This window comes from Saccharopolyspora sp. NPDC050642 (assembly GCF_040654735.1).
Lineage (GTDB): Bacteria > Actinomycetota > Actinomycetes > Mycobacteriales > Pseudonocardiaceae > Saccharopolyspora > Saccharopolyspora elongata.
The window spans coordinates 58,630-78,955 of sequence record NZ_JBFAIN010000004.1 but is presented as its reverse complement, the minus strand read 5'-3'; the positions used below and the strand labels follow the sequence as shown (position 1 = coordinate 78,955).

At 70.5% G+C, this 20,326-nt stretch carries 17 protein-coding genes and 1 pseudogene; 11 read left to right on the top strand and 7 right to left on the bottom strand.

The genetic code is table 11. From position 1 onward, the window contains the following. Positions 1-549: 549 nt before the first annotated feature. A complete protein-coding gene (locus tag AB0H93_RS08880; protein WP_358569716.1) occupies positions 550-711 on the bottom strand; it encodes a hypothetical protein in 162 nt (53 codons plus the stop codon). Between the two features lie 66 nt (positions 712-777). After that, entirely contained in the window at positions 778-1,470 is a 693-nt protein-coding gene (locus tag AB0H93_RS08875; RefSeq protein ID WP_358569713.1) for a serine hydrolase domain-containing protein, read from the bottom strand. Positions 1,471-1,546: 76 nt separating this feature from the next. Here AB0H93_RS08875 and AB0H93_RS08870 point away from each other — a divergent pair, with 76 nt between their 5' ends. From AB0H93_RS08870 to AB0H93_RS08845, 6 genes are all read left to right on the top strand, one after another. Continuing rightward, a complete protein-coding gene (locus tag AB0H93_RS08870; RefSeq protein WP_358569710.1) occupies positions 1,547-4,672 on the top strand; it encodes a BTAD domain-containing putative transcriptional regulator in 3,126 nt (1,041 codons plus the stop codon). 89 nt (positions 4,673-4,761) lie between these two features. Continuing rightward, positions 4,762-5,907 (top strand): serine hydrolase domain-containing protein, encoded by a 1,146-nt coding sequence (locus AB0H93_RS08865; protein WP_358569707.1) that lies wholly within the window; start codon positions 4,762-4,764, stop codon positions 5,905-5,907. Between the two features lie 188 nt (positions 5,908-6,095). Further along, on the top strand, positions 6,096-7,058 hold the full coding sequence (locus AB0H93_RS08860) for an ATP-binding cassette domain-containing protein (protein ID WP_358569705.1): 963 nt from the start codon (positions 6,096-6,098) through the stop codon (positions 7,056-7,058). Further along, the gene (locus AB0H93_RS08855; protein ID WP_358569702.1) at positions 7,055-7,858 is read left to right on the top strand and encodes an ABC transporter permease; all 804 of its coding nucleotides are present in this window, start codon (positions 7,055-7,057) and stop codon (positions 7,856-7,858) included. Before AB0H93_RS08860 ends, AB0H93_RS08855 begins: the two co-directional genes overlap by 4 nt. A 209-nt stretch (positions 7,859-8,067) precedes the next feature. Further along, positions 8,068-8,460, top strand: a complete 393-nt coding sequence (locus tag AB0H93_RS08850) for an FHA domain-containing protein (protein ID WP_358569699.1) — start codon at positions 8,068-8,070, stop codon at positions 8,458-8,460. Between the two features lie 52 nt (positions 8,461-8,512). Beyond that, positions 8,513-9,178, top strand: a complete 666-nt coding sequence (locus tag AB0H93_RS08845) for a response regulator transcription factor (RefSeq protein WP_358569696.1) — start codon at positions 8,513-8,515, stop codon at positions 9,176-9,178. A gap of 6 nt (positions 9,179-9,184) precedes the next feature. Here the strand turns inward: AB0H93_RS08845 and AB0H93_RS08840 are convergent, their stop codons facing one another. Then, positions 9,185-10,186: a nitroreductase family protein gene (locus AB0H93_RS08840; protein WP_358569693.1), complete on the bottom strand. Its 1,002-nt coding sequence runs from the start codon at positions 10,184-10,186 to the stop codon at positions 9,185-9,187. A gap of 115 nt (positions 10,187-10,301) precedes the next feature. Between AB0H93_RS08840 and AB0H93_RS08835 the strand changes: the two genes are divergently transcribed. The 3 genes from AB0H93_RS08835 (at position 10,302) to AB0H93_RS08825 (ending at position 14,054) form a co-directional block, all read left to right on the top strand. Continuing rightward, positions 10,302-12,038 carry a GAF domain-containing protein gene (locus AB0H93_RS08835; protein ID WP_358569690.1) on the top strand — a complete coding sequence of 579 codons (1,737 nt, stop codon included), beginning with the start codon at positions 10,302-10,304 and terminating at the stop codon, positions 12,036-12,038. A 280-nt stretch (positions 12,039-12,318) separates the two neighbouring features. Beyond that, the gene (locus AB0H93_RS08830) at positions 12,319-13,269 is read left to right on the top strand and encodes an ATP-binding cassette domain-containing protein (RefSeq protein ID WP_358569687.1); all 951 of its coding nucleotides are present in this window, start codon (positions 12,319-12,321) and stop codon (positions 13,267-13,269) included. Next, complete coding sequence (locus tag AB0H93_RS08825; protein ID WP_358569684.1) at positions 13,266-14,054, top strand: ABC transporter permease; 789 nt, start codon at positions 13,266-13,268, stop codon at positions 14,052-14,054. Before AB0H93_RS08830 ends, AB0H93_RS08825 begins: the two co-directional genes overlap by 4 nt. Positions 14,055-14,240: 186 nt before the next feature. Here AB0H93_RS08825 and AB0H93_RS08820 read toward each other — a convergent pair whose 3' ends face one another. After that, on the bottom strand, positions 14,241-15,230 hold the full coding sequence (locus AB0H93_RS08820) for an LLM class flavin-dependent oxidoreductase (RefSeq protein ID WP_358569681.1): 990 nt from the start codon (positions 15,228-15,230) through the stop codon (positions 14,241-14,243). 380 nt (positions 15,231-15,610) lie between these two features. After that, positions 15,611-15,958 (bottom strand): annotated as a pseudogene (locus tag AB0H93_RS08815) (transglycosylase family protein); the annotation flags it as partial. A 471-nt stretch (positions 15,959-16,429) separates the two neighbouring features. On the opposite strand from AB0H93_RS08815, the gene AB0H93_RS08810 reads away from it, so the two are divergent. Together AB0H93_RS08810 and AB0H93_RS08805 are read left to right on the top strand one after the other, a co-directional pair. After that, the gene (locus AB0H93_RS08810; RefSeq protein ID WP_358569678.1) at positions 16,430-17,122 is read left to right on the top strand and encodes a heparin lyase I family protein; all 693 of its coding nucleotides are present in this window, start codon (positions 16,430-16,432) and stop codon (positions 17,120-17,122) included. Positions 17,123-17,173: 51 nt separating this feature from the next. Next, positions 17,174-17,839 (top strand): peptidylprolyl isomerase, encoded by a 666-nt coding sequence (locus AB0H93_RS08805; RefSeq protein ID WP_358569675.1) that lies wholly within the window; start codon positions 17,174-17,176, stop codon positions 17,837-17,839. 84 nt (positions 17,840-17,923) lie between these two features. Here the strand turns inward: AB0H93_RS08805 and AB0H93_RS08800 are convergent, their stop codons facing one another. Beyond that, positions 17,924-19,468: an FAD-dependent monooxygenase gene (locus tag AB0H93_RS08800; RefSeq protein WP_358570522.1), complete on the bottom strand. Its 1,545-nt coding sequence runs from the start codon at positions 19,466-19,468 to the stop codon at positions 17,924-17,926. A gap of 80 nt (positions 19,469-19,548) precedes the next feature. Continuing rightward, entirely contained in the window at positions 19,549-20,175 is a 627-nt protein-coding gene (locus tag AB0H93_RS08795; protein ID WP_358569672.1) for a TetR family transcriptional regulator, read from the bottom strand. Positions 20,176-20,326 lie beyond the last annotated feature (151 nt).

The window sequence follows — 20,326 nt, the reverse complement described above, 5'->3', positions numbered from 1 at the left end:
CGACCCCGGATCCTAAGCCCAGAAGATGGAACCCATAATTACGCAGAACGGGCGAATAAAGATCGCTCAGCGTCTGTCAACTCTTCAAGAATCCTTTGGAGTAGAACCAAATGAGTTCCACCCTTCGGGTGATGGTTTGTTCTCTGTGTCTCGCTGCGCCGTTGGTTGTTGCCGTGGGCGTCGGCGGTGCCTTCGTTGCATCGTCGGAGGCTGTCGCGGCGAGCGCGGACGAGACGGTCGCGGCAAGCGTGAAGGAGAGCTGCTGGGGGCAATACGGCGCCCCTGAGGGGGATGGTCGCGACTTCAGGGCGACTGATCTCTGATTCTCGACGCGTCTTTCAGGTACGATTGAGTATCGATACTTCGGTCGGCCGGAATTTCTCAAATCTGCCTAGGATCCGTGATCCACTGGTGTTGCTCATCGCACTGGGAGAGCCGAGCCTTCGCAGGCTGTCCTGGTGATCGCGATTGTGGTTGCCTCGCGCCGTCCGCGAGAACTCCCCTGCCGCTCGAACCCATCACGGCAGGGGAGTTCTCTTTCACGTGGCGTCAGAGGGACTTGCGAAGGGCTTTGATGAGGTTGTTGGCCCTGGCGTCTCCGTGGCCGATCATTCTGTTGGCCACGCAGGCGAAGCCCACTCCGGATTCTTCGTCGCCGAATGCGAACTGGCCTCCCGCTCCGTCGTTGCCGAAGCTGGTTTCTCCCAGCATCGGGCGGAAGGACGGCGAGTCGAGCAGGAAGCCCGAGCCCCAGCGCGTCCCGGCGTCGGAGCCCAGCTAGCCCTGGCCGGACGACACCTCTCGGACCGCGTCCGCCACGGTGGCCGGTGTGAGCAGCCGCCGGCCGCCGTCGATGCCGGTCACCGCCGCCGCGTACAGCCCGGCGAGGCCGCTCGCCGATGCCGTCGCGCCCGCGCCGGGCAGCTCCATGCCCAGCAATGCCGGGTCGTTCCAGCCGTGCGGTACGTCGACGCCGGGGAAGACCAGTGCGCCGTTCATCGTCACGATGCGGGTGAGCAGGTGCTCGGGTCCCGGCATCTCGGGGCGTCCTTCGCCCTCCACGAGCCGGGCACGGCCCTCGAACTCTTCGGCGGGCAGGCCGATCCAGGCCCGCAGGCCCAGCGGGTCGCCCGCCGCCTGGCGGAAGTACGCGCCCGGGGTGAGGCCGGTGATGCGGCGGATGACCTCGCCGATGAGGACGCCGAACACGTGGCCGTGGTACTCGTACGCCGTTCCCGGCTCCCACCGCGGCCGCAGTTCCTCGATGGCGCCGATCACCGGTTTCCAGGCCGCGATCTCGTCGAAGGCCAGCTCGCCGTCCAGAGCCGGGACGCCCGCCCGGTGCCCGAGGACCATGCGGCAGGTGATGGCCTCCTTGCCGTGCCGCGCGAACTCCGGCCAGTACCACGCCACCGGGGCATCGAGATCGAGGCGCCCCTCCTGCGCGAGGAGGTGCGCGCAGAGGCTCACGATCCCCTTCGCGCTTCTCCTCCCGAACTCACCCGGTGCTCGCGCGGCCGCCAGGCCGGGCGGTATCAATGGGCGGGTGAGCGAAGGTGGCGCGATCCGGGTGGCGGTGCTGGGGCCGATTCGGGCCTACGTCGATGGATCGCCGGTCGGCATCCCCGGTGCCCGGGTCCGCCTCCTGCTGGCCCGGCTGGCGCTGGCCCGCGGTCGGCTGGTGCCCGCCGAGATGCTGATCGACGACCTGTGGGGCGCGGATTCGCTCGCAGACCCGGCCAATACCTTGCAGGCGCTGGTATCGCGGTTGCGCAAGGTCGTGGGCACCGCGGCGGTGGAGCTGACGAGTGGGGGTTACCTGCTCAGGGCCGATGTGGACGCATCGCGGTTCGAGGAGCTGGCCGCGCGGGGCCGCCGGGAACTGGCCGCCGACCACCCTGCCGCCGCCATCACCAGCCTCGGCACCGCGTTGGGCCTGTGGACCGGCCCGGCGCTGAGCGACCTGCCGGACGCCCCGTTCGTCCGCACGGCGACCGCGCGGCTGGAGGAGATGCGGCTGGCGGCCGCTGAGGATCGCTTCGAGGCGGCGTTGGGTCTGGGACGTCACGGCGAGGTGCTGGCCGAGTTGGAGGCGTCGGCCGGGGAGCATCCACTGCGGGAGCGGCTGGCCGCGCTGCGGATCCGTGCGCTTCACGAGGCGGGGCAGCAGTCGGAGGCGCTCGCCGCGTACGAGAAGGTTCGCGGCGCGCTCGCCGAGCATCTCGGTGTCGATCCCGGGGCCGAACTGCGGCAGATCCACCTCGCCATGCTGCGCGGCGAACTCGCCCCGCTGGTGGCGCGCCCGAAACTCGTGCCTGGCCGGCTGCCCGCGCAACGCACCAGTTTCACCGGGCGGGACGCGGAGCTGGGTTTGCTCGCCGGACAACTCGCGGCCAGCCGACTGGTGACGATCGTCGGGCCGGGCGGCGTGGGGAAGACCCGGCTGGCCATCGAGACGGCGACCCGGCACCCGGCCCACGATCAGGGCCGGGTGTGGTTCGCGCCGCTGGCCGGTGCGGCGGGCGAGGTCGCCGGGGCCGTGCTGGGAGTGCTCAGTGCCGCCAGCGCGCGTCTCGGCGGGGGACGGCAGGGGATGCTCGACCAACTGGTGGAGCTGATCGGCCCCGATCCGGCGATGCTGGTGCTGGACAACTGCGAGCACCTGGTGGCCGCCGCCGCGGAGTTCGCCGACCGGCTCCTGGAACGGCTGCCGCGACTGACGATCCTGGCCACCAGCCGGGAACCGCTGGCGATCACCGGCGAGTCGCTGTGCCGGCTCGGCCCGCTGGAACTGCCGACGGGGACCGCCACGGCGGGTGACTCGGCTGCGGTGCGGCTGTTCGTCGATCGGGCGCAGGCCGTACGGCCCGGCTTCACGCTGGATGAGTCGACGGTGGGGCTGGTCGTCGATGTCTGCCGACGGCTGGACGGCCTGCCGCTGGCCCTGGAGCTGGCCGCCGCACGGCTGCGCTCGATGACCGCCGAGCAGATCGCGCACCGGCTTGATGACCGGTTCCGGCTGCTCACCTCGGGAAGCCGGACGGCGTTGCCGCGGCACCGGACGCTGCTCGCGGTGGTCGAGTGGAGCTGGGAGCTGCTGACCGAGCAGGAGCGGGTGCTTGCCGGACGGCTCTCGATCTTTCCCGGCGGGGCGACGGTGCCCGCCCTGGAGGCCATCTGCGCGGATGGGACGCTGCCCGCCGACGACGTCGTCTACGTGCTCGGTTCGCTGGTGGAGAAGTCCCTGGTGCAGTGGGACGGGCAGCGGTACCGGATGCTGGAGACCATCCGCGAGTACGCGAGCGAGCGGCTGGGCGAGCGGAACCCCATCGCCGATCGGTTCATGCGGTATTTCCTGGCGTTGGCCGAGGAGCACGAGCCTCGCCTGAGGTCTCGGGAGCAGCTCGCCTCATTGCGGTGGTTCGACGCCGAGTACGACAACCTGCTGTCCGCGTTGCGAGCGGCCATCGACGACGGCGTCGCGGACATGGCGGCGCGGCTGGTCGGCTCGCTGGTGTGGTACTGGCAAACGTTGCGCTTCGACGCCCGGGCGGACGGGTTCGTGGCCGAGGTGCTCCGTTTCGGCGATGCCATCCCCGACCACAGCCGGGCCGCCCTCACCGCGCTGTACCAGCTGAACAGGAGCGACGGAACGGCCACCGACCCCGAGCAGGTGCGCTCGGTCATCGAGGACTGCATCAGCACCGGCGCGCTGGAGCACCACCCGATGTTGTTGATGGTGACGGCCCCGATGGCCTACTTCATGGGACACGTCGAGCTGGCCGAGCGCCTGCTGCACGGCGCCGAAGATCATCCGGACCGAGGGGTGGCGGCCATCGCGGCCTGGGCGCGGTCGGTCTTCCGGAACGACCAGGGTGACTGGTCGGGCGCGGCTGCGGAGCGGGCACGGGCGCTGCGCGGGTTCGAGGAGGTGGGCGAGCGCCTCGGCCTGGCGTTCATCCTGGCCAGGGTGGCGCAGGACCACGCCCTTCAGGGAGAGCACGACCAGGCGATCGCCGCCCTGGAGCGGTGCGTCGCGCTCGCGGCCGAGATCGGCTGGGCGGAGGAGATCGCGTACCGGGCCCAGCTGGGGGCCCAGCGATTGCGCGCGGGCGACCTGGACGGGGCTCGGCGGGAGTTGGACACCGCCCTGCGGCAGGCCGTCGAGCGCGGCCAGCCGCACCTGCGGATCGAGCCGCTGGTGGGCCTGGCCGACCTGCACCGCCGCGCGGGCGAACCGGATCGCGCCGAGCAGACGCTCCACCACGTGGAGTCGATCGCTCACGGTCAGCCCGGTGCCGAGCAGGCCGCCGCGATGCTCATCATCCCGGTCCGGATGGCCGGTCGGCTCGACACCGGGCAGCTCGCGACGGCGAGGGAGCTGCTGCCCTGGGTGGTGGCGGTGGCGGAATCGGCCGTGCGAGATCTGGCGGCACCGGGCGCGGAACTGCTGGCCCGGTTGCTGGCGCAGGAGGGGGACGCGGCCGGGGCGGCGACCGCGCTCGGCATGAGCCAGGTCATTCGCGGGACGTTCGACCGGGGCGATCCGGAGCTGCGCGAGCTGACCGACGATCTCACCGCACGGCTCGGCGCAACGGCCTACGCGCAGGCGTTCGACCGGGGAGCCGGGATGCCGCGAGCAGAGGCGCTCGGCCGGCTCCGAGCACTCTGACAGCCGCCATCAGTCGCCTTTCAGCACGCGGTCAGCGCGTCTGGGCAGGGTGGATCTCACGTGATCATCCCGCTCGGAAAGGCATCGACATGGCAGGCAGCAGGCACGAGAAGGTGCAGGAGGCGCTGGAACGGGTGGTGGCCGAGGGCAGCGCCCCCGGAGCCGTCGCCGAAATCCGGGACGCCGACGGCACCTGGTTCGGCTCGGCCGGGGTCGCCGACCTCGAGACCGGCCGCCGCCGCGACCCGGGGGACCGGTTCCACACCGGCAGCATCAGCAAGGCGTTCATCGCCAGCGCGCTGCTGACATTGGAGGCCGAGGGCAGGCTGAGCCTCGACGACACTGTGGACACCTGGTTGCCCGGCGTGGTCCGCGGTAACGGCAACGACGGCCGCAAGATGACCATCAGGCAACTGCTCTCCAACACCAGCGGTCTGGGGATGACCGGCATCAGTCCCGAGATCGTGCGCAGGTACCACACGCGGTCCGGGTTCGCCGAGAACCGCTACCACGCCTGGACCACGGACGAGTTCCTGAGACTCCAGATGTCCATCCCGCCGGTGTTCGCGCCGGGCGAGGGCTTCGCCTATTCCAATGGCGGCTTCCAGATCGCCGGCGCGATCATCGAGAAGGCGACCGGTCGCACCTATGTGGACGAAATCGACCGGACGGTCGTCCAACCGCTCGGGCTGACCAACACCTACGCGCAGACCCTGGACGAGTGGCAGTTCCGGGGGCAGCACTGCAAGGCGTATTCGAAAGGACTGTTCATCAGGGACGATGTCGACCCGGACAGCCTCACGGCGGAGAATTACACGTCCCTTCTAGAAGGCACCGATGGCGATCCGATGGACATCACGGACCGGACCTACTTCGAGGGAGCCGCCGGTTGCGTCGTCTCGACCTCGGGCGACCTGCTCCGGGTCGCGGAAGCGCTGATAACCGGCTCCCTGCTGCCGCCCGCGCAGCATCGTGCGATGTGGACCACCGGCCCCACCTCGGACTGGATCCCCAACGCCCGGTATGGCCTCGGGGTGTCGCAGTGGCCGCTGGCCGACGGCCGCCTGCTGCACGTCCTGTCCGGCATGACGGGAGGTACCGCCTGCGTAGCCCTGGGCACTTCCGACGGTGAGCTCATCGTCTCCATGCACGTCAACGGCGACTGGAACTGGTACCTGGCCTGCTACCAGATCGCCGAGGCGGCGTTCGGCTCTCCCTTCCTCGTGACTCAGTAGCGCGCCAGGCAGTTTGTTATCGCGGCGATTGCCCGGCGCACTAGCCGTCGATCTCGCGGGCGATGCGGTCCGCACCACGGGCTGCTCACGATCACCGCGCTCCGGCTGCGCCACGAAAAGCCATGCACGGCGGCATCGTGATCCGCCCGCGCGTGACCTCATTTCCCACGAACGGAAACGAAATTCCCATGACCATCGACCTCCGTCAACCCGCGCTCGCGGCGACCGCAGTGCGCAAGGCGTACGGCGACCACGTGGTGCTGGACGGCATCGACCTCGACATCCCCGCGGGAACTGTCTTCGCGTTGCTCGGCCCGAACGGCGCCGGCAAGACCACCATGGTGCAGCTCCTGTCCACGCTCATCCGCGCCGACGCGGGGGAGATGCGGGTCGCCGGCCACGACGTGCTCCGGGATCCGGACGCGGTCCGTGCCGCGATCGGCGTCACCGGCCAGTTCTCGGCGGTGGACGGCTTCCTCACCGGCGAGGAGAACCTCCGGCTGATGGCCGACCTGAACCACCTGCCCCGCCAGGAACGGCGGCGGTGCGTCGCGGACCTGCTGCAACGGTTCGATCTGGTGGATGCGGCCAAGAAGCCCGCGGCGACGTATTCCGGCGGGATGGGCCGCCGCCTGGACCTCGCGATGACGCTGGTCGGCAGGCCGCAGGTGATCTTCCTCGACGAGCCGACCACCGGACTGGACCCGCGCAGCAGGCGGACCATGTGGGAGATCATCCGCGGGCTGGTGACCGACGAGGGCGTCACGATCTTCCTCACCACCCAGTACCTGGAGGAGGCCGACCGGCTCGCCGACCGGATCGCCGTTCTGCACCGAGGAAAACTGGTCGCCCAAGGCACGGCGGAGGAGCTCAAGCGACAGGTCGGCGGCGGCCACGTCACCCTGCGTTTCACCGATCCAAGAGGCTACGACCGGGCGTCCCGGACGCTGGAGGTGTTGTCCCGCAACGATGAGACGCTCACCCTGCAGATCTCCAGCCGGGGCGATGTCCGGTCGTTGCGCGCGCTGCTCGACCGCCTCGACCGCGCTTCGCTCGCAGTGGACGAATTCCAGGTCCACACCCCCGATCTCGATGACGTCTTCTTCGCCCTGACGGGAAACCCGGCCGCGGAACAGGAGCCCACCCGATGAGTACCGCTTCCAGTGGTGTTTCCGCCGCTTTCACCGACTCGGCGACCATGTTCCGCCGCCAGCTGCGGCACATGCTGCGCTATCCGACGCTCACCCTGACGGCCGCCGGGGTTCCGGTGATCTTCCTGCTGCTGTTCGTCTACGTCCTCGGCGGCATCCTCGGGAGCGGCCTCGGCGGACCGTCGGGCGGCCGGGATGCCTACGTGAACTACGTCGTCCCCGGCATCATCCTGATGACCGCGGCCACCGCGGCCCAGGGCACGGCGATCTCGGTGGCCATCGACATGACCGAGGGCATCGTCGCCCGGTTCCGCACCATGGCCATCGCCCGGGTCTCGGTGCTCACCGGTCACGTGCTGGGCAGCCTGGCCCAGACCCTGCTGAGCATGGCCATCGTCACCGGGGTCGCGCTGCTGGTGGGCTTCGAGCCCACCGCGGACTTCGGCGAATGGCTAGGTGCGGTCGGCGTGCTCGTGATGATCATCTTCGCGCTCACGTGGCTGTCGGCCGCATTGGCCATGATGGCCAGGAGCGTCGCCACCGCGAGCAACATGCTGACGCCGCTGATGATCCTGCCGATGATCGGCAGCGGGTTCGTCCCCACCGACTCGATGCCCGCCGGATTGCGCTGGTTCGCCGCGCACCAGCCGTTCACCCCGTTCATCGAGACCCTGCGCGGGCTGCTGATGGGCACCCCGATCGGCAACAGCGCGATCCTCGCCATCGGCTGGTGCGCCGTGATCGCCCTGGGCGGCTACCTGTGGGCGAAGAAGCTCTACAACCGCGAACCCACCCGATGAGCAGCTTCGCCCGGCGGCAGTGATCGGCACATCGGGTGATCTTGGCGCGATCCATTTTCCGGGTCGCCGGCGGCCGGGCGCCGGGCTTCGAAAGTGAGGACGAAGGTCCTGGCGAGCGGCGGCCGGATCCGGGCATGCTGGCTTTGGTCGCCGCACCCGGACAACGTCGCCCGCCGCGGCGTTTTCGCTTGCTCGCGAGGAGGTTGATGATGAACGACATTCGGATCGACGAGCCGACTCGGTTTTGGCCGGTCCCCGCCACGGCGGGGCAGCAGGTGCCGGCGCCACGCGCGCCCGAGGCGCGCAGCGGGCGCGCCCGGCTCGTGATCAGCCGCGGGCCCGACGCGGGCACCGGGTTCACGATCGGCATGCCGCGCACCACGATCGGGCGCGGCCGCGACTGCGACATCGTGGTCGACGACGTCACCGTCTCGCACGTGCACGCCGAGCTGCGCGAGGAGGGCGGCCGGTGGGTGCTCGTCGACGGCGGGTCGCTCAACGGCACCTACCTCAACCGGCTGCCGGTGGACGCCGCCGTGTTGGCCGATGGCGACGAGATCTGGGTCGGCAAGGTCCGCTTCACCTTCCGCACCGACGCCTGAGGCCGGCGAAGAGCACCGGGCAGCGACCCGGGTGCGCTCGTAGCCTGGACGGGTGGATGACACCCGGTCCGGCAAGACGACGGTGTTCCTGGTCGACGACCACGAGGTGGTGCGGGTCGGACTGGCCGACCTGCTCAGCGCCGAGCCAGACCTCGAAGTCGTGGGCCAGGCCGCCACGGCGAGCGAGGCGGAGGCCCGCATCCCCGCCCTGCGGCCGGACGTGGCCGTGCTCGACGTGCGGCTCCCGGACGGCAACGGCATCGAGCTCTGCCGGGAGCTGCGGTCCCGGCTGCCCGGGCTGAACTGCCTGATGCTGACCTCGTTCTCGGACGAGCAGGCCATGCTGGACGCGATGCTGGCCGGCGCCGCCGGCTACGTGGTCAAGAACATCAGGGGGATGGAGCTGGCGTCGGCGGTGCGCACGGTCGGATCGGGCCGGTCGCTGCTCGGCGAGCAGGGCACCGTGGAGCTGGTGAACAAGCTGCGCGCCAAGCTGGACAGCGCCGCGGCGCTGCCCGACCTGACGCCCCAGGAGCGCATCCTGCTCGACCTCATCCGCCAGGGGCTGACCAACCGGCAGATCGCCGACCGGATGTACCTGGCGGAGAAAACGGTCAAGAACTACGTGTCCCGGCTGCTGTCCAAGCTGGGCCTGCAGCGCCGGACCCAGGCGGCGGTCCTGGCCACCCAGCTGCACCACCGGCCGAAGCGGACCTGAGATCCGTCAGCTGCGGGCCGGCTCGCCGTTGACCACGTCGTCCAGGGAGCGTCGCGGCGTCGCGGGCACCGGCGATCCGTAGCCGATGCGCAGCACGGCCTGCGGCCACAGGCCGCCGCCGATGAGTTCGCGCAGCTCTTTGCGGGTGGTGGGCACCTCGACGATCTGGGAGATGAACGAGCTCGACAACCCGGCGGCGGTGGCGGCCAGCAGCACGCGCTGCATCGCCATCCCTGCGTGCAGCTGCGCGGACACCCCGTCCTGGAACGAACCGAGCACGCAGATCAGCGGCTCCGGCTCGAAGTCCTTGCCCGCCACCCGGATGTTCGCCTGCCCGCGGCTGTAGTCGCGCAGCACCCATTCGTCCTGCGGCTCCGGCAGCGGCCCGCTGCTGCTCACGAGCACCCCGTCGGGCGAGCCCGAGTTGCGGCCCGTCCAGAACCGCAGCTCCGCCGTGAACTCCGCATCCGAGAGCTGTGCGTCGTGCGCCTGCTGGGCCAGCGCCTGCAGCTTCGGCAGCTGTTCGCGCTCCGGGATCGCCAGCCACGCGCGCTCGGCCTCCGCCGCCTGCCGCAGCTGGCTGTGCAGCGACCCCGGGACCGCCGTGGGCAGGAACGGCTTGCGATTGGTGCGGCGTCGCGGGATCGCGGCCGCGAGTTCGACATCCGTGGGCGTCGCGGGGCGCCGCCTGGCGGGGCGCACCATCGCGAGAAGATCCGGTGTGCAGCGGTGCGGCAGCACGTTCACGTCCGGCTGCACCCCGGCCGCCCGCACCGCCAGCCGCAGGTTCAACAGCGCCGCGCCGCAGGCGAGCACCAGTTCGCGGTGCTCCGGGTCGGCCACCGACACGGCGCGGGACCGGTCCGCGTGCAGCGCGATGGTGTCGGCCGTGCAGTGGAATCGCCAGGGCTGGCTGTTGTACAGCGATGGTGCGGAAGTGGCCTTGAGCAGAACATCCCGAACCTGGTCGGCCGTCAGGCACCCCACCGCGCCGATCGGCGTGTTCATCGGGTCTCCCTCCAGTCGCCTGCTGCCAGCGTGCCGGTGGCGGGCGCGGCGAACCAGAGTCGATCGTCCCCACTGGCATCCGGTGCGAATCGGTCGGACGTGCCACAGTAGACGCGTGAGCAGGGCGGACGCGCCGAAACCCGGCGAGCCGCAGGACCCGTCGAGGTCGGTCGCGGATACGTTCTCCCGGTTGCGGCTGAGGGAGCTGTTGAACCAGGTCCAGGTGCGCATCGAGGAGATCATCGGGCTGCGCGACCGAATGGACGGCCTGTTGTCGGCGGTGCTCGCGATCTCGTCGGAACTCGAACTCGACGCGGCGCTGCGGCGCATCGTGCACGCCGCCATGGAGCTGGTCGACGCCCGCTACGGCGCCATCGGCGTGCTGGGTCCTGGCGGGGAGCTGTCGCAGTTCGTGTACGAGGGCATCGACGAGCCGATGCGGGAGCGCATCGGCTCGCTGCCCACGGGGCACGGCGTGCTCGGTGTGGTCATCGAGGCGGACAAGCCGCTGCGGCTGGACAACATCTCCGCCCACCCGGCCTCGGTCGGGTTCCCGCCGCACCACCCGCCGATGCGCGGCTTCCTCGGCGTGCCGATCCGCGCCCGGCAGGAGACGTTCGGGCGGCTGTACCTGACGGAGAAGCGCGGCGGTGGGGAGTTCACCGAGGACGACGAGGTCGTCATGCAGGCGCTGGCCGGCGCGGCGGGCATCGCGGTGGACAACGCCCGGCTGTTCGAGGAAGTCCGCCGCCGGGAGCGCTGGCTGGACGCCACCAGCGAGATCACCGCGGAACTGCTGGCGGGCACCGATCCCATCGACGCGCTGCAGATGATCGCCGAGCGGGCGGCGGAGCTCACCTCCGCCGACTACGTCCTGGTCGCGGTGCCCGCGGCTGGCGAGGACGCGGCGGAGGTGACCGACCTCGTCATCACCGTGTCCGTCGGGCTGGACATCGAAGCCCTGGCGCACCGCACGATCCCGGTCAGCGGTTCCACCACCGGGCAGGTGTTCCGGGAGCGGTTGCCGCGCAACGTCTCGAACCTCGCCTTCGACATCACCGAGGGCAATGCCGTGCAGTTCGGCGCCGCGCTCGCGGTTCCGATGCGGGCCGACGAGACCACGTCCGGCGTGCTGCTCACCGCGCGCGAGGCCGGGGCGCCGGGATTCGACGAGCACCAGCTGCAGGTGGTGTCCTCGTTCGCCGACCAGGCGGCGCTGGCCCTGCAGCGCGCCGAAGCGCAGGCCGCCCGCCGGGAGCTCGACGTGCTGGCCGACCGCGACCGCATCGCGCGCGACCTGCACGACCACGTCATCCAGCGGTTGTTCGCCATCGGCATGGCGATGCAGGGCACGCAGCGCCGTGCGAAGGTGCCGATCGTGGCCGCCCGGCTGACCGAGCACATCGACCAGCTGCACGAGGTGATCCAGGACCTCCGCGCCAGCATCTTCGACCTGCAGGCCACCGCGGAGAGCGCGGTGCGGTTCCGGGCGCGGGTGCAGCGCGTCGTCACCGACGTGGTCGGCGACAGCCCGATCCGCATCACCGTGCGGATGGCGGGCCCGCTCGACGTGCTGCCGCCGAAGCTGGCCGAGAACGCCGAAGCGGTCGTGCTGGAGGCGGTGAGCAACACGATCCGGCATGCGCGGGCATCGGAGCTGTCGGTCGCGATCGCCCTGGACGACACCCTGTCGATCGAGGTGACCGACAACGGCATCGGCATCCCGGACGACGTCACGCCCAGCGGCCTGCGAAACCTCGCGGAGCGCGCGGGCCAGCTGGGCGGGCAGTGCACGGTTCAGCCGCTGCCGACGGGCGGAACCAGCGTGCGCTGGAGCGCGCCCCTGCGCTGATCGCCGTCGACAGCGGTCATGTTCGTGCTGTCCGTCCGCAATTTCCATTGAAATCGAACCTTCGATTTCAATGGAAATTGCGGCTGAAACCGGGCCCAACCGTGCGTCCACCTGGCGTTTCGTGCCGCAGGCGTTGGCCCTTGGCATCTAGGTGAGCCAAAGTGGCTTGATTGGGTGCCAATGTGGTGCCATAGTGATGCCATCGATCTCGTGGGGTCGCGGAACCGGCGGTCGACCCGGTGATCGCGATCAACGCGTTGCTACGACGAAAGGAGGGGGCATGGCTGGGCGATCCGCCATCGCGGTCCGCGGGCTGCGGAAGTCGTTCGGGGACAAGGTCGTGCTCGACGGCATCGACCTGGACATCCCGCAGGGCAGCATCTACTCGCTGCTGGGCCCCAACGGCGCGGGCAAGACCACCACCGTGCAGATCCTGTCCACGCTCATCCGCGCCGACGCCGGGCACATCCGCGTCGCCGGGCACGACCTGGCCGCCGATCCCGACGCGGTGCGCGCCGCGATCGGCGTCACCGGCCAGTTCTCGGCGGTCGACAACCTGCTCACCGCCGAGGAGAACCTGCTCCTGATGGCCGACCTGCACCACCTGCGCCGCCCAGTCGGCCAGCGGCGGGCCGCGGAGCTGCTGGAGCGGTTCGACCTGGTCGAGGCGGGCCGGAAGCCGGCCGCGACCTGCTCCGGCGGCATGCGGCGGCGGCTCGACCTCGCGATGACGCTGGTAGGCGATCCGCGCGTCATCTTCCTCGACGAGCCGACCACCGGGCTGGACCCGCGCAGCCGCCGGACCATGTGGCAGATCATCCGAGACCTGGTGGCCGGCGGCGTCACGATCTTCCTGACCACGCAGTACCTGGAGGAGGCGGATCAGCTCGCCGACCGGATCGCCGTGCTCGACCACGGGCGGCTGGTCGCCGAAGGCACCGCGGCCGAACTCAAGCGCCGGATCCCGGGCGGCCACGTCAGCCTGCGGTTCGCCGGCACCGCCGAGCTCGCCGCGGCGGCCCGGAACTTCCGCGACGTCGCCCGCGACGACGAAGCGCTCACCCTGCAGATCCCCAACGACGGCAGCATTCCGGCGCTGCGCGGCCTGCTGGACCGCCTCGACGCCGAGTCGATCAAGCCCGACGCGCTGTCCGTGCACACCCCCGACCTCGACGACGTCTTCCTCGCCCTCACCGGCCGCCCCGACAACGAGAAGGAGCCGCTTCGATGAGCACCCTCGCCCATGCCGCGAGCGATTCGATGACGATGCTGCGCCGGAACCTGCTGCACGCGCTGCGCTATCCGGGCATGTCGTTGTCGGTGATCGGCATGCCGATCGTGATGATGCTGCTGTTCGTCTACGTCCTCGGCGGCGTGCTGGGCGCCGGGCTCGGGGCCGCGGCAGGGGGCGCCGGGTACATCGACTACGTCGCGCCCGGGATCATCCTGATGGCCGCGACGTCCGGGTCCGTGGCGGCGTCGGTGTCGGTCTGCGTGGACATGACCGAGGGCATCATCAACCGGTTCCGCACCATGGCGATCTCCCGGTCGTCGGTGCTGACCGGGCACGTGGTCGGCAGCGTGATCCAGACGATGATCAGCGTCGTGCTGGTCGTGCTCGTCGCGCTGCTGCTGGGTTTCCGGCCCACCGGCGGCCCGCTGGCGTGGCTCGGCGCCCTCGGCCTGCTCGCGCTGCTGGCGCTCGCGCTCACCTGGGTGTCGGTCGCGATGGGCCTGGTCGCCAGGAGCGCCGAGACGGCGAGCAACGTCGGCCTGCCGTTGATGTTCCTGCCGTTCCTCGGCAGCGCGTTCGTGCCCACCGACTCGATGCCGGCCGGGTTGCGCTGGTTCGCCGAGCACCAGCCCTTCACCCCGATCATCGAGACGGTGCGCGGACTGCTGATGGGCACCCCGGTCGGCGCGAACGCGGTGCTCGCCGTCGCCTGGTCGGTCGCGATCGCGCTCGCCGGCTACCTGTGGGCGCGGGCGGCGTTCCGGCGCGAGCCCACCCGCTGATCAGGGTTCTTGATCTTTGTCTTTGAAGCGGCGCAGCCGCTTGGGCTACTGGGCGAGGCCAGTCCCCGATGCCGCGTATTGGTCATGCGCAAGTCGGGGATCCCACAGCCAGGCGGCGTCTGTAACTCCCGCAGGGGGGCCGCTACCCGCGCCGCCACGTGGAACGAGCCTGGAAATGGGCCTCGATCAGGCCGGGACCAGGCCGCGGACGTCGGCGAGGAGTTCGAGCGAGCGGCGCCAGGCCCCGCGGGCGGGCGCCGCGGACACGACGATCAGCTCGTCGGCCTGGGACCGCTCGGCGAACCGGTCCAGGTAGTCGTCGACCTCGTCGGGCGTGCCGACCGCCGTGTACTTGGCCATCTGCAGGACCTGTTGCCCGGCCGGGGAAGCGAGGATGGCGTCCGCCTCGTCCGGGGTGAATTCCCTGCCCTGGCCGAGCATTCGGGCCACCCGGTAGCGCTTCGCCGCCTGGAAGTGCTCCTCGGCCTCGTCGGTGGTGTCCGCCGCGATCACGTTGACCCCGGCGATCACGTACGGCTCGGCGAGCTGCGCGGACGGCTGGAACTCCTGCCGGTACAGCGAAACGGCGGCCTCCAGCGCGTCGGGCGCGAAGTGCGAAGCGAACGAGTAGGGCAGGCCGAGCAGCGCCGCGAGCCTGGCGCCGAACAGTGAGGAGCCGAGGATGTACAGCGGCACGTTGGTCCCCGCGCCCGGCGTCGCGTTGATCCCGGGGATCCGGGTCTCGCCCGACAGGTAGCCCTGCAGTTCCAGCACGTCCTGCGGGAACGTCTCGGCCGAGGACGGGTCGCGGCGCAGCGCCCGCATCGTCTTCTGGTCGCTGCCCGGGGCCCGGCCGAGGCCGAGGTCGATCCGCCCCGGGAACAGCGTTTCGAGGGTGCCGAACTGCTCGGCGATGGTCAGCGGCGCGTGGTTGGGCAGCATCACGCCGCCGGCGCCGAGCCGGATGGTCTTGGTGTGCGCGGCCACGTGGCCGATCAGCACGCTGGTGGCCGACGATGCGATCGACGACATGTTGTGGTGCTCGGCGTACCAGACCCGCCGGTAGCCCAGCGATTCGGCGCGTTGCGCCAGGTCGACGCTGGCGGTGAAGCTGTCGGCGGCCGTCTCCCCAGGGCCGATGTGTGCCAGATCGAGAATGGAGAGGGCAACGGCCACGGCGGCATCAGCCTTTCATCGCGTGCGACAGGCGCGAGGCAGCCGCCCCGCGCAGCAGGGATAACGGAACAGCCGCCCCGGTTATTCCACGATCGCCGGGCAGTGGGGCTCGTCACGTCGCCGCTCGTGAGTGCGTTGTGCTGCTGTAGAGGCTGTTCGGGAGTGCGGCAGGGCGGGTCTTCATCTTTGAAGCGGCGCAGCCGCTTAGCCCACCTGCGCAACCGGCGCCGCCGTGGGGTCTCAGGGGCCTTCTCGCGAGGACCGCCCCGACGCGACGTATTGGTCATACGAGTGTCGGGGATCCCGGAGTCGAGAAGGCCCCTGAGGTTCCGCTACCCGCACCGCCGCGCAGAACGAGTTTGAACCGGTTATCGGGTGAGGCCGGCCTTCTTGGAGCAGACGGGCCAGGCCTTCGGGCCCTGCTTCTTGAGGACCTTCTCGGCGACCGCGATCTGCTGTTCGCGCGTTGCCTGGGAGGCCTTGGGGGCGTAGGCCTTGCCGCCGAACGCGGCCCAGGTGGACGGGGTGAACTGCAGGCCGCCGTAGTAGCCGTTGCCGGTGTTGGCCTTCCAGTTGCCGGAGCTCTCGCACTTCGCCACGGCGTCCCACGTGGACGCCGAGGCGGCGCTGGCGGGGATGGCCGTGGCCAGGGGAGCGGCGGCGATCAGGCCGGCGAGCGCCACTCGGGCGGCGATGCGGGCGGCCGTGCGCTTCGGGGTACGCGTCATGGGCGGTCTCCTGCTGCGCCTGCGAGCGGGCACGTTCGTGCCGCGGGTGGGCGTGCGGGGGCGCCGCCGGAACCCGGTTCGGGGTGCTCGCCCCTGCCCAGTCGTTCGTTCGGGGGTGGGAAGCCGCGCGGGGCAGGGTTCGGCGCTGCGAGCTTCCGCGTCGGTTCGGGGATCCGACTGGCGGACACGCTACGTAGTCAGTGCTGGTGGGCCAACCCTGAAATCCCGCAGTCATCGCAGCGGGAAGCGCCACAAGATCCCGATGATCTGGCGTTCCTGCTGGTGAATGACGAAATACCCGTCGACTACAGTTAGTGATGTTCAGTCTGACATTCACTCATGTGGGTTACATGGGTGCGACGTGGGCGTCCGGCGGTTCGGGTGACGCCCCTGGACGCCGGCCGCCGGAATCCGGTAGATCTGGCCTTCCGCCGCCGGAAGGGAACGATCATGGTCGGGAGATTTCCCGCCGTGGCCTTGTTGGCGGCGGCGCTCGTCGTGGCTTCCGCGCCCCCAGCAGCAGCCGCGGCCATCTGGGACGGCGACGCCGCGCACGGCAAGGGCGTGTTCGCCCACATCGGCTCGGAATGCGCCGCGCCGGGCAGCGTCACGGCCGTCGACGATCCGGAGCACGGCGCGGTGTGGCGCTACGACAAGCCCGCCGAGAGCAGGCGGTGCGAGAGCCGCGGCATCGCCATCGACGGCAAGGAGCACGACTTCGAGAACGGCTCCACCTACTACCTCGGCTGGCGCAGCAAGCTTTCCAGCACCGTCGACAACAACGCCACCTTCCAGTGGAAGTCCTACGGCAGCCACGTCCAGAACTACCCGGTCGTCCTCAAGGTGATCGACGGCAAGCTCTCGCTGCTGCAACGCCAACCGGACGGGACGCGCATCATCTGGGAGCACCCGATCGCGGCGGGGGAGTGGCACAGCATCGTCTTGGGACTGCACCTGTCCGACGAGACCACCGGCGGCTGGGTCGAGTTCTGGTTCAACGGCGAGCAGCAGACCTTCAGCGACGGCTCGAAGCGCTGGGCGTGCCGCACCTTCGACAGCGAGAACCACCCGAAGTGGGGCGTCTACGGGGCCGAGGGCGACGCCGTGGTCAACGAGATCGATGCGCTCAAGGTCGGCACCGACTACGCCGACGTCGCGCCCTGACTGCTGCTTTCGTCGGTATCTACCGGTCGCGCGGCTGGCTAGGTTCTTCGCATGAAAATGCGTTGGTTAGCCGGGGTGCTCGGCATCATGCTCACCGCGGTCACGATGGGCGCCGCGGAGGCCCAGCCGCAGCAGTGGTCGAGTCCGCGCACGATGTGCGAGTACATCCCGACACCGGAGAACCCGGCCGCGCGACCGGTCCGGCCGCCGCATCCCGCGGCCAAGAACGAGGGCACGGTCCGCGCCACGATCCGGACCAACCACGGCGACGTGGTCGTCGAGCTCGACCGCGCGAACGCGCCGTGCGCGGTGCACAACCTCGTGCACCTGGCCCGCAAGGACTTCTACGGCGACTCCCGCTGCTGGCGGCTGACCAACTCGGCGCGGCTCGGCGTGCTGCAGTGCGGCGACATCTACTCGGTGGAGAAGGGCGGCCCGGGCTACCGCTTCGCCGACGAGGTCACCGGCGCCGAGACCTACCCGCGCGGCACCATCGCGATGGGCAACCAGGGGCCGGACACCAACGGCAGCCAGTTCTTCATCGTGCACTCGCACGCCAACATCAAGCCCGCGTACACGGTGCTGGGCCGGGTCGTGGAGGGCATGGACGTGCTCGACGAGATCGTCGCGGGCGGCATCATCCCGGGCGAAGGCGGCGACCAGGACGGCGAACCGGTCCTGCCGGTGGAGATCGAGAACATCAAGATCCGCCGCTGACCAAGAGATTTTTCAGAACGGGGCTTGCGCGGCGGTGCGAGCTGAGTCCCACACCGCATGCGGCTCACGCCGCATTCCGAACCCCTAAGGCGAACCGGGGCCGAACCACGTGGTCAGGGCCTCGCGGAGGCTGCGTCGCTCCTGGGCGTCCGGTTGCGCCGAACTCGACGCCCAGGCGACGTAGCCGTCCGGCCGCAGGAGCATCGCGGTCGGCGAGGTTCCGGTGCGGCCGCTGACCACCTCCACCCGGTCGCTCCAGCCGGCGAGGTCTCCGGACAGCCCGGCGCCTTCGGTCATGTCCAGCAGGAGTGGCCGGGCGTTCGCGGTCAGCTCGGCGAGCCGGACGCTGCCGGTCCCGGTTTCGAGCACCAGGTCGGGTGCCCACCGGCCGATCAGCGGGTGCGTGGCGGAGGTTCCCATCTCGTAGCGGATGTCCGCGCCCGCCATCATGTCCGCGATGTGCTTGATGTTGCGCGGCTCGTGGAGGAGCTCGCCGAAGAGCTCCCGCAGCGCGGTGGTCTCGCCACCGGGCGCGAGCAGCGCCGACTGGGCCTGGGTGTGCATGACCACTCGCCGGGCCACCGGCCGCCGCTCGGCCTCGTAGCTGTCCAGCAAGCCGGGTGGCGCCCAGCCCTGCAGCTCGGCGGCGAGCTTCCAGCCCAGGTTCGCGGTGTCCTGCAGGCCCAGGTTCAGGCCGGGGCCGCCGATCGCCGAATGCACGTGGGCGGCATCGCCGACCAGTAGCACCCGCCGGTCCCGGTACCGGTCCGCGAGCCGGGTGTTGCCGCCCGTCAACCGGCGCGTGAGGTGCGGGCCGTCGCCTTCCGGCGGCTCGAGCGGCAGGTCCACCCCGAGCACCCGGCGGGCGCTCGCGCGCAGTTCGTCCAGCGTCAGCGCGGTTTCGTCCGCCCCGGCCGAGCCCCACTCCATTGTGGACACAGCCGTTCGGCCGTCGAGGAAAGGCGCGTACGCCAGCACTCCTCGCTCGGTGCGGTGGTGCATGAACGGCGGGATGACGCCGTAGCCGGGGACGTCCAGGCCGCCCGTCGCCAGATCGACCAGCGAGCTCGGAATGCTGACGTGCGCGAGGCGTGAGACGACGTTCTCCTTGGTGACGCCGGAGAAACCGATGCCGGAGAGCTTGCGCGTCGGACTGTGCCCACCGTCTGCGCCGACCAGGTAGCGGGCGCGCAGCCGGTAGTGGCCGTCCGGGCCGGCGACGTCGATGGCGACCGCATCGTCGTCCTGGGCCAGTCCGACGAGTTCGTGCCCCCAGCGGATTTCCACGCCGAGCTCGACGGCGCGTTCTTCCAGGGCCTGCTCGATGCGGCGTTGCGGCATCTGCATCAGGTACATCGGGTTGTCCTCGATGGCGCTCAGGTCCAGCGGCATCGCGCCGAACACGAACACCGGAGCGGGCTGCGGCGGCTCGGGGCTCCCGCTGAAGCGCTGGTGCAGACCCCGGCGGTCGAGCATCCGCACCACCTGCCCGACCAGGCCGTTGGCCCGCTGCGTGGCCGCGCGCTCCGGGAGGCGTTCGAGCACCAGCGGCTTCGTTCCGGCCAGGCTCAGCTCGCAGGCCAGCATCAGCCCGTTCGGGCCGGCGCCCGCGATCACGACATCGGCGATCACGACTTTTCTCCTTTCTGTGGCGGAAAAAGGCATGGTCGATCGACCCGGCGGCGCCGGGTCGTCCGGTTGTGGGGTTGTCAGGGGACGGGCAGCCCATTGGCGAGCTGCCGGAACGCGTCGCGCAGCACCGGAGCCATCGGGGTGGGTTCTTCGGCGCTCAGCCAGTGCTCGATGGATGCGGCGATCGCGACTCCGACCGCGCCGGCCACCAATCGCGGGTAGATGTCGCGCGCCGGGTCGGTGCCGGTGCGCTCGGCGATGGCGGCGGCGAGCTCGGCCTCGGCCGTGGCGTTGGCCCTGACGAACTCGCCCTGGAGCGCCGGTTCGGAAACCATCAGCCGAACGCCGTCGACCCACTGCCGGTCCGGTTGGTCCTCGCCGGTGCCCTGCCCGAGCGCGAAGCGGGCCATCGCGGCGTTGGTGATGGCCTCCCACAGCGGCTCGGATTCCGGTCGCGCGCGCAGCTCTACCGAGATCTGTCGGGCCCGTTCCAGGTGTCGTGCGGCGATGGCCTCGCCCTTGCCCGCGAAGTAGTTGTTGAAGGTGCGCGGGGATACGCCGACCTCGGCGGCGATGTCCTCGACGCGCACGTTGTCGAATCCCCGCTCCACGGCGAGGCGGATGGCCGCCCAGCTCAGGGCGAGGCGGGTCTCCTGCTTCTTGCGTTCCCGCAAGCCCGGCCGCTCGCGCTCCTCGGCACCCATGACGACCACGCTACTGGAATTTTGCGGACCACGCAAAAATGCGTGATCAGAAATAATCTTTCCGGCCATCCCGGGTGCTCGGAGGTGGCGTTTTCGCGCGAAAACGCCGCCCGGCGAGGTGCCGGGCGGCGGATGGGGCCTGGGACTGCGG

Bases quoted from the DNA above. Each gene is read 5' to 3' on its own strand.
- AB0H93_RS08880 (WP_358569716.1), bottom strand. From the start codon at position 711: ATGCTGGGAGAAACCAGCTTCGGCAACGACGGAGCGGGAGGCCAGTTC.
- AB0H93_RS08865 (WP_358569707.1), top strand. From the start codon at position 4,762: ATGGCAGGCAGCAGGCACGAGAAGGTGCAGGAGGCGCTGGAACGGGTG.
- AB0H93_RS08860 (WP_358569705.1), top strand. From the start codon at position 6,096: ATGACCATCGACCTCCGTCAACCCGCGCTCGCGGCGACCGCAGTGCGC.
- AB0H93_RS08855 (WP_358569702.1), top strand. From the start codon at position 7,055: ATGAGTACCGCTTCCAGTGGTGTTTCCGCCGCTTTCACCGACTCGGCG.
- AB0H93_RS08850 (WP_358569699.1), top strand. From the start codon at position 8,068: ATGAACGACATTCGGATCGACGAGCCGACTCGGTTTTGGCCGGTCCCC.
- AB0H93_RS08840 (WP_358569693.1), bottom strand. From the start codon at position 10,186: ATGAACACGCCGATCGGCGCGGTGGGGTGCCTGACGGCCGACCAGGTT.
- AB0H93_RS08830 (WP_358569687.1), top strand. From the start codon at position 12,319: ATGGCTGGGCGATCCGCCATCGCGGTCCGCGGGCTGCGGAAGTCGTTC.
- AB0H93_RS08825 (WP_358569684.1), top strand. From the start codon at position 13,266: ATGAGCACCCTCGCCCATGCCGCGAGCGATTCGATGACGATGCTGCGC.
- AB0H93_RS08805 (WP_358569675.1), top strand. From the start codon at position 17,174: ATGAAAATGCGTTGGTTAGCCGGGGTGCTCGGCATCATGCTCACCGCG.
- AB0H93_RS08795 (WP_358569672.1), bottom strand. From the start codon at position 20,175: ATGGGTGCCGAGGAGCGCGAGCGGCCGGGCTTGCGGGAACGCAAGAAG.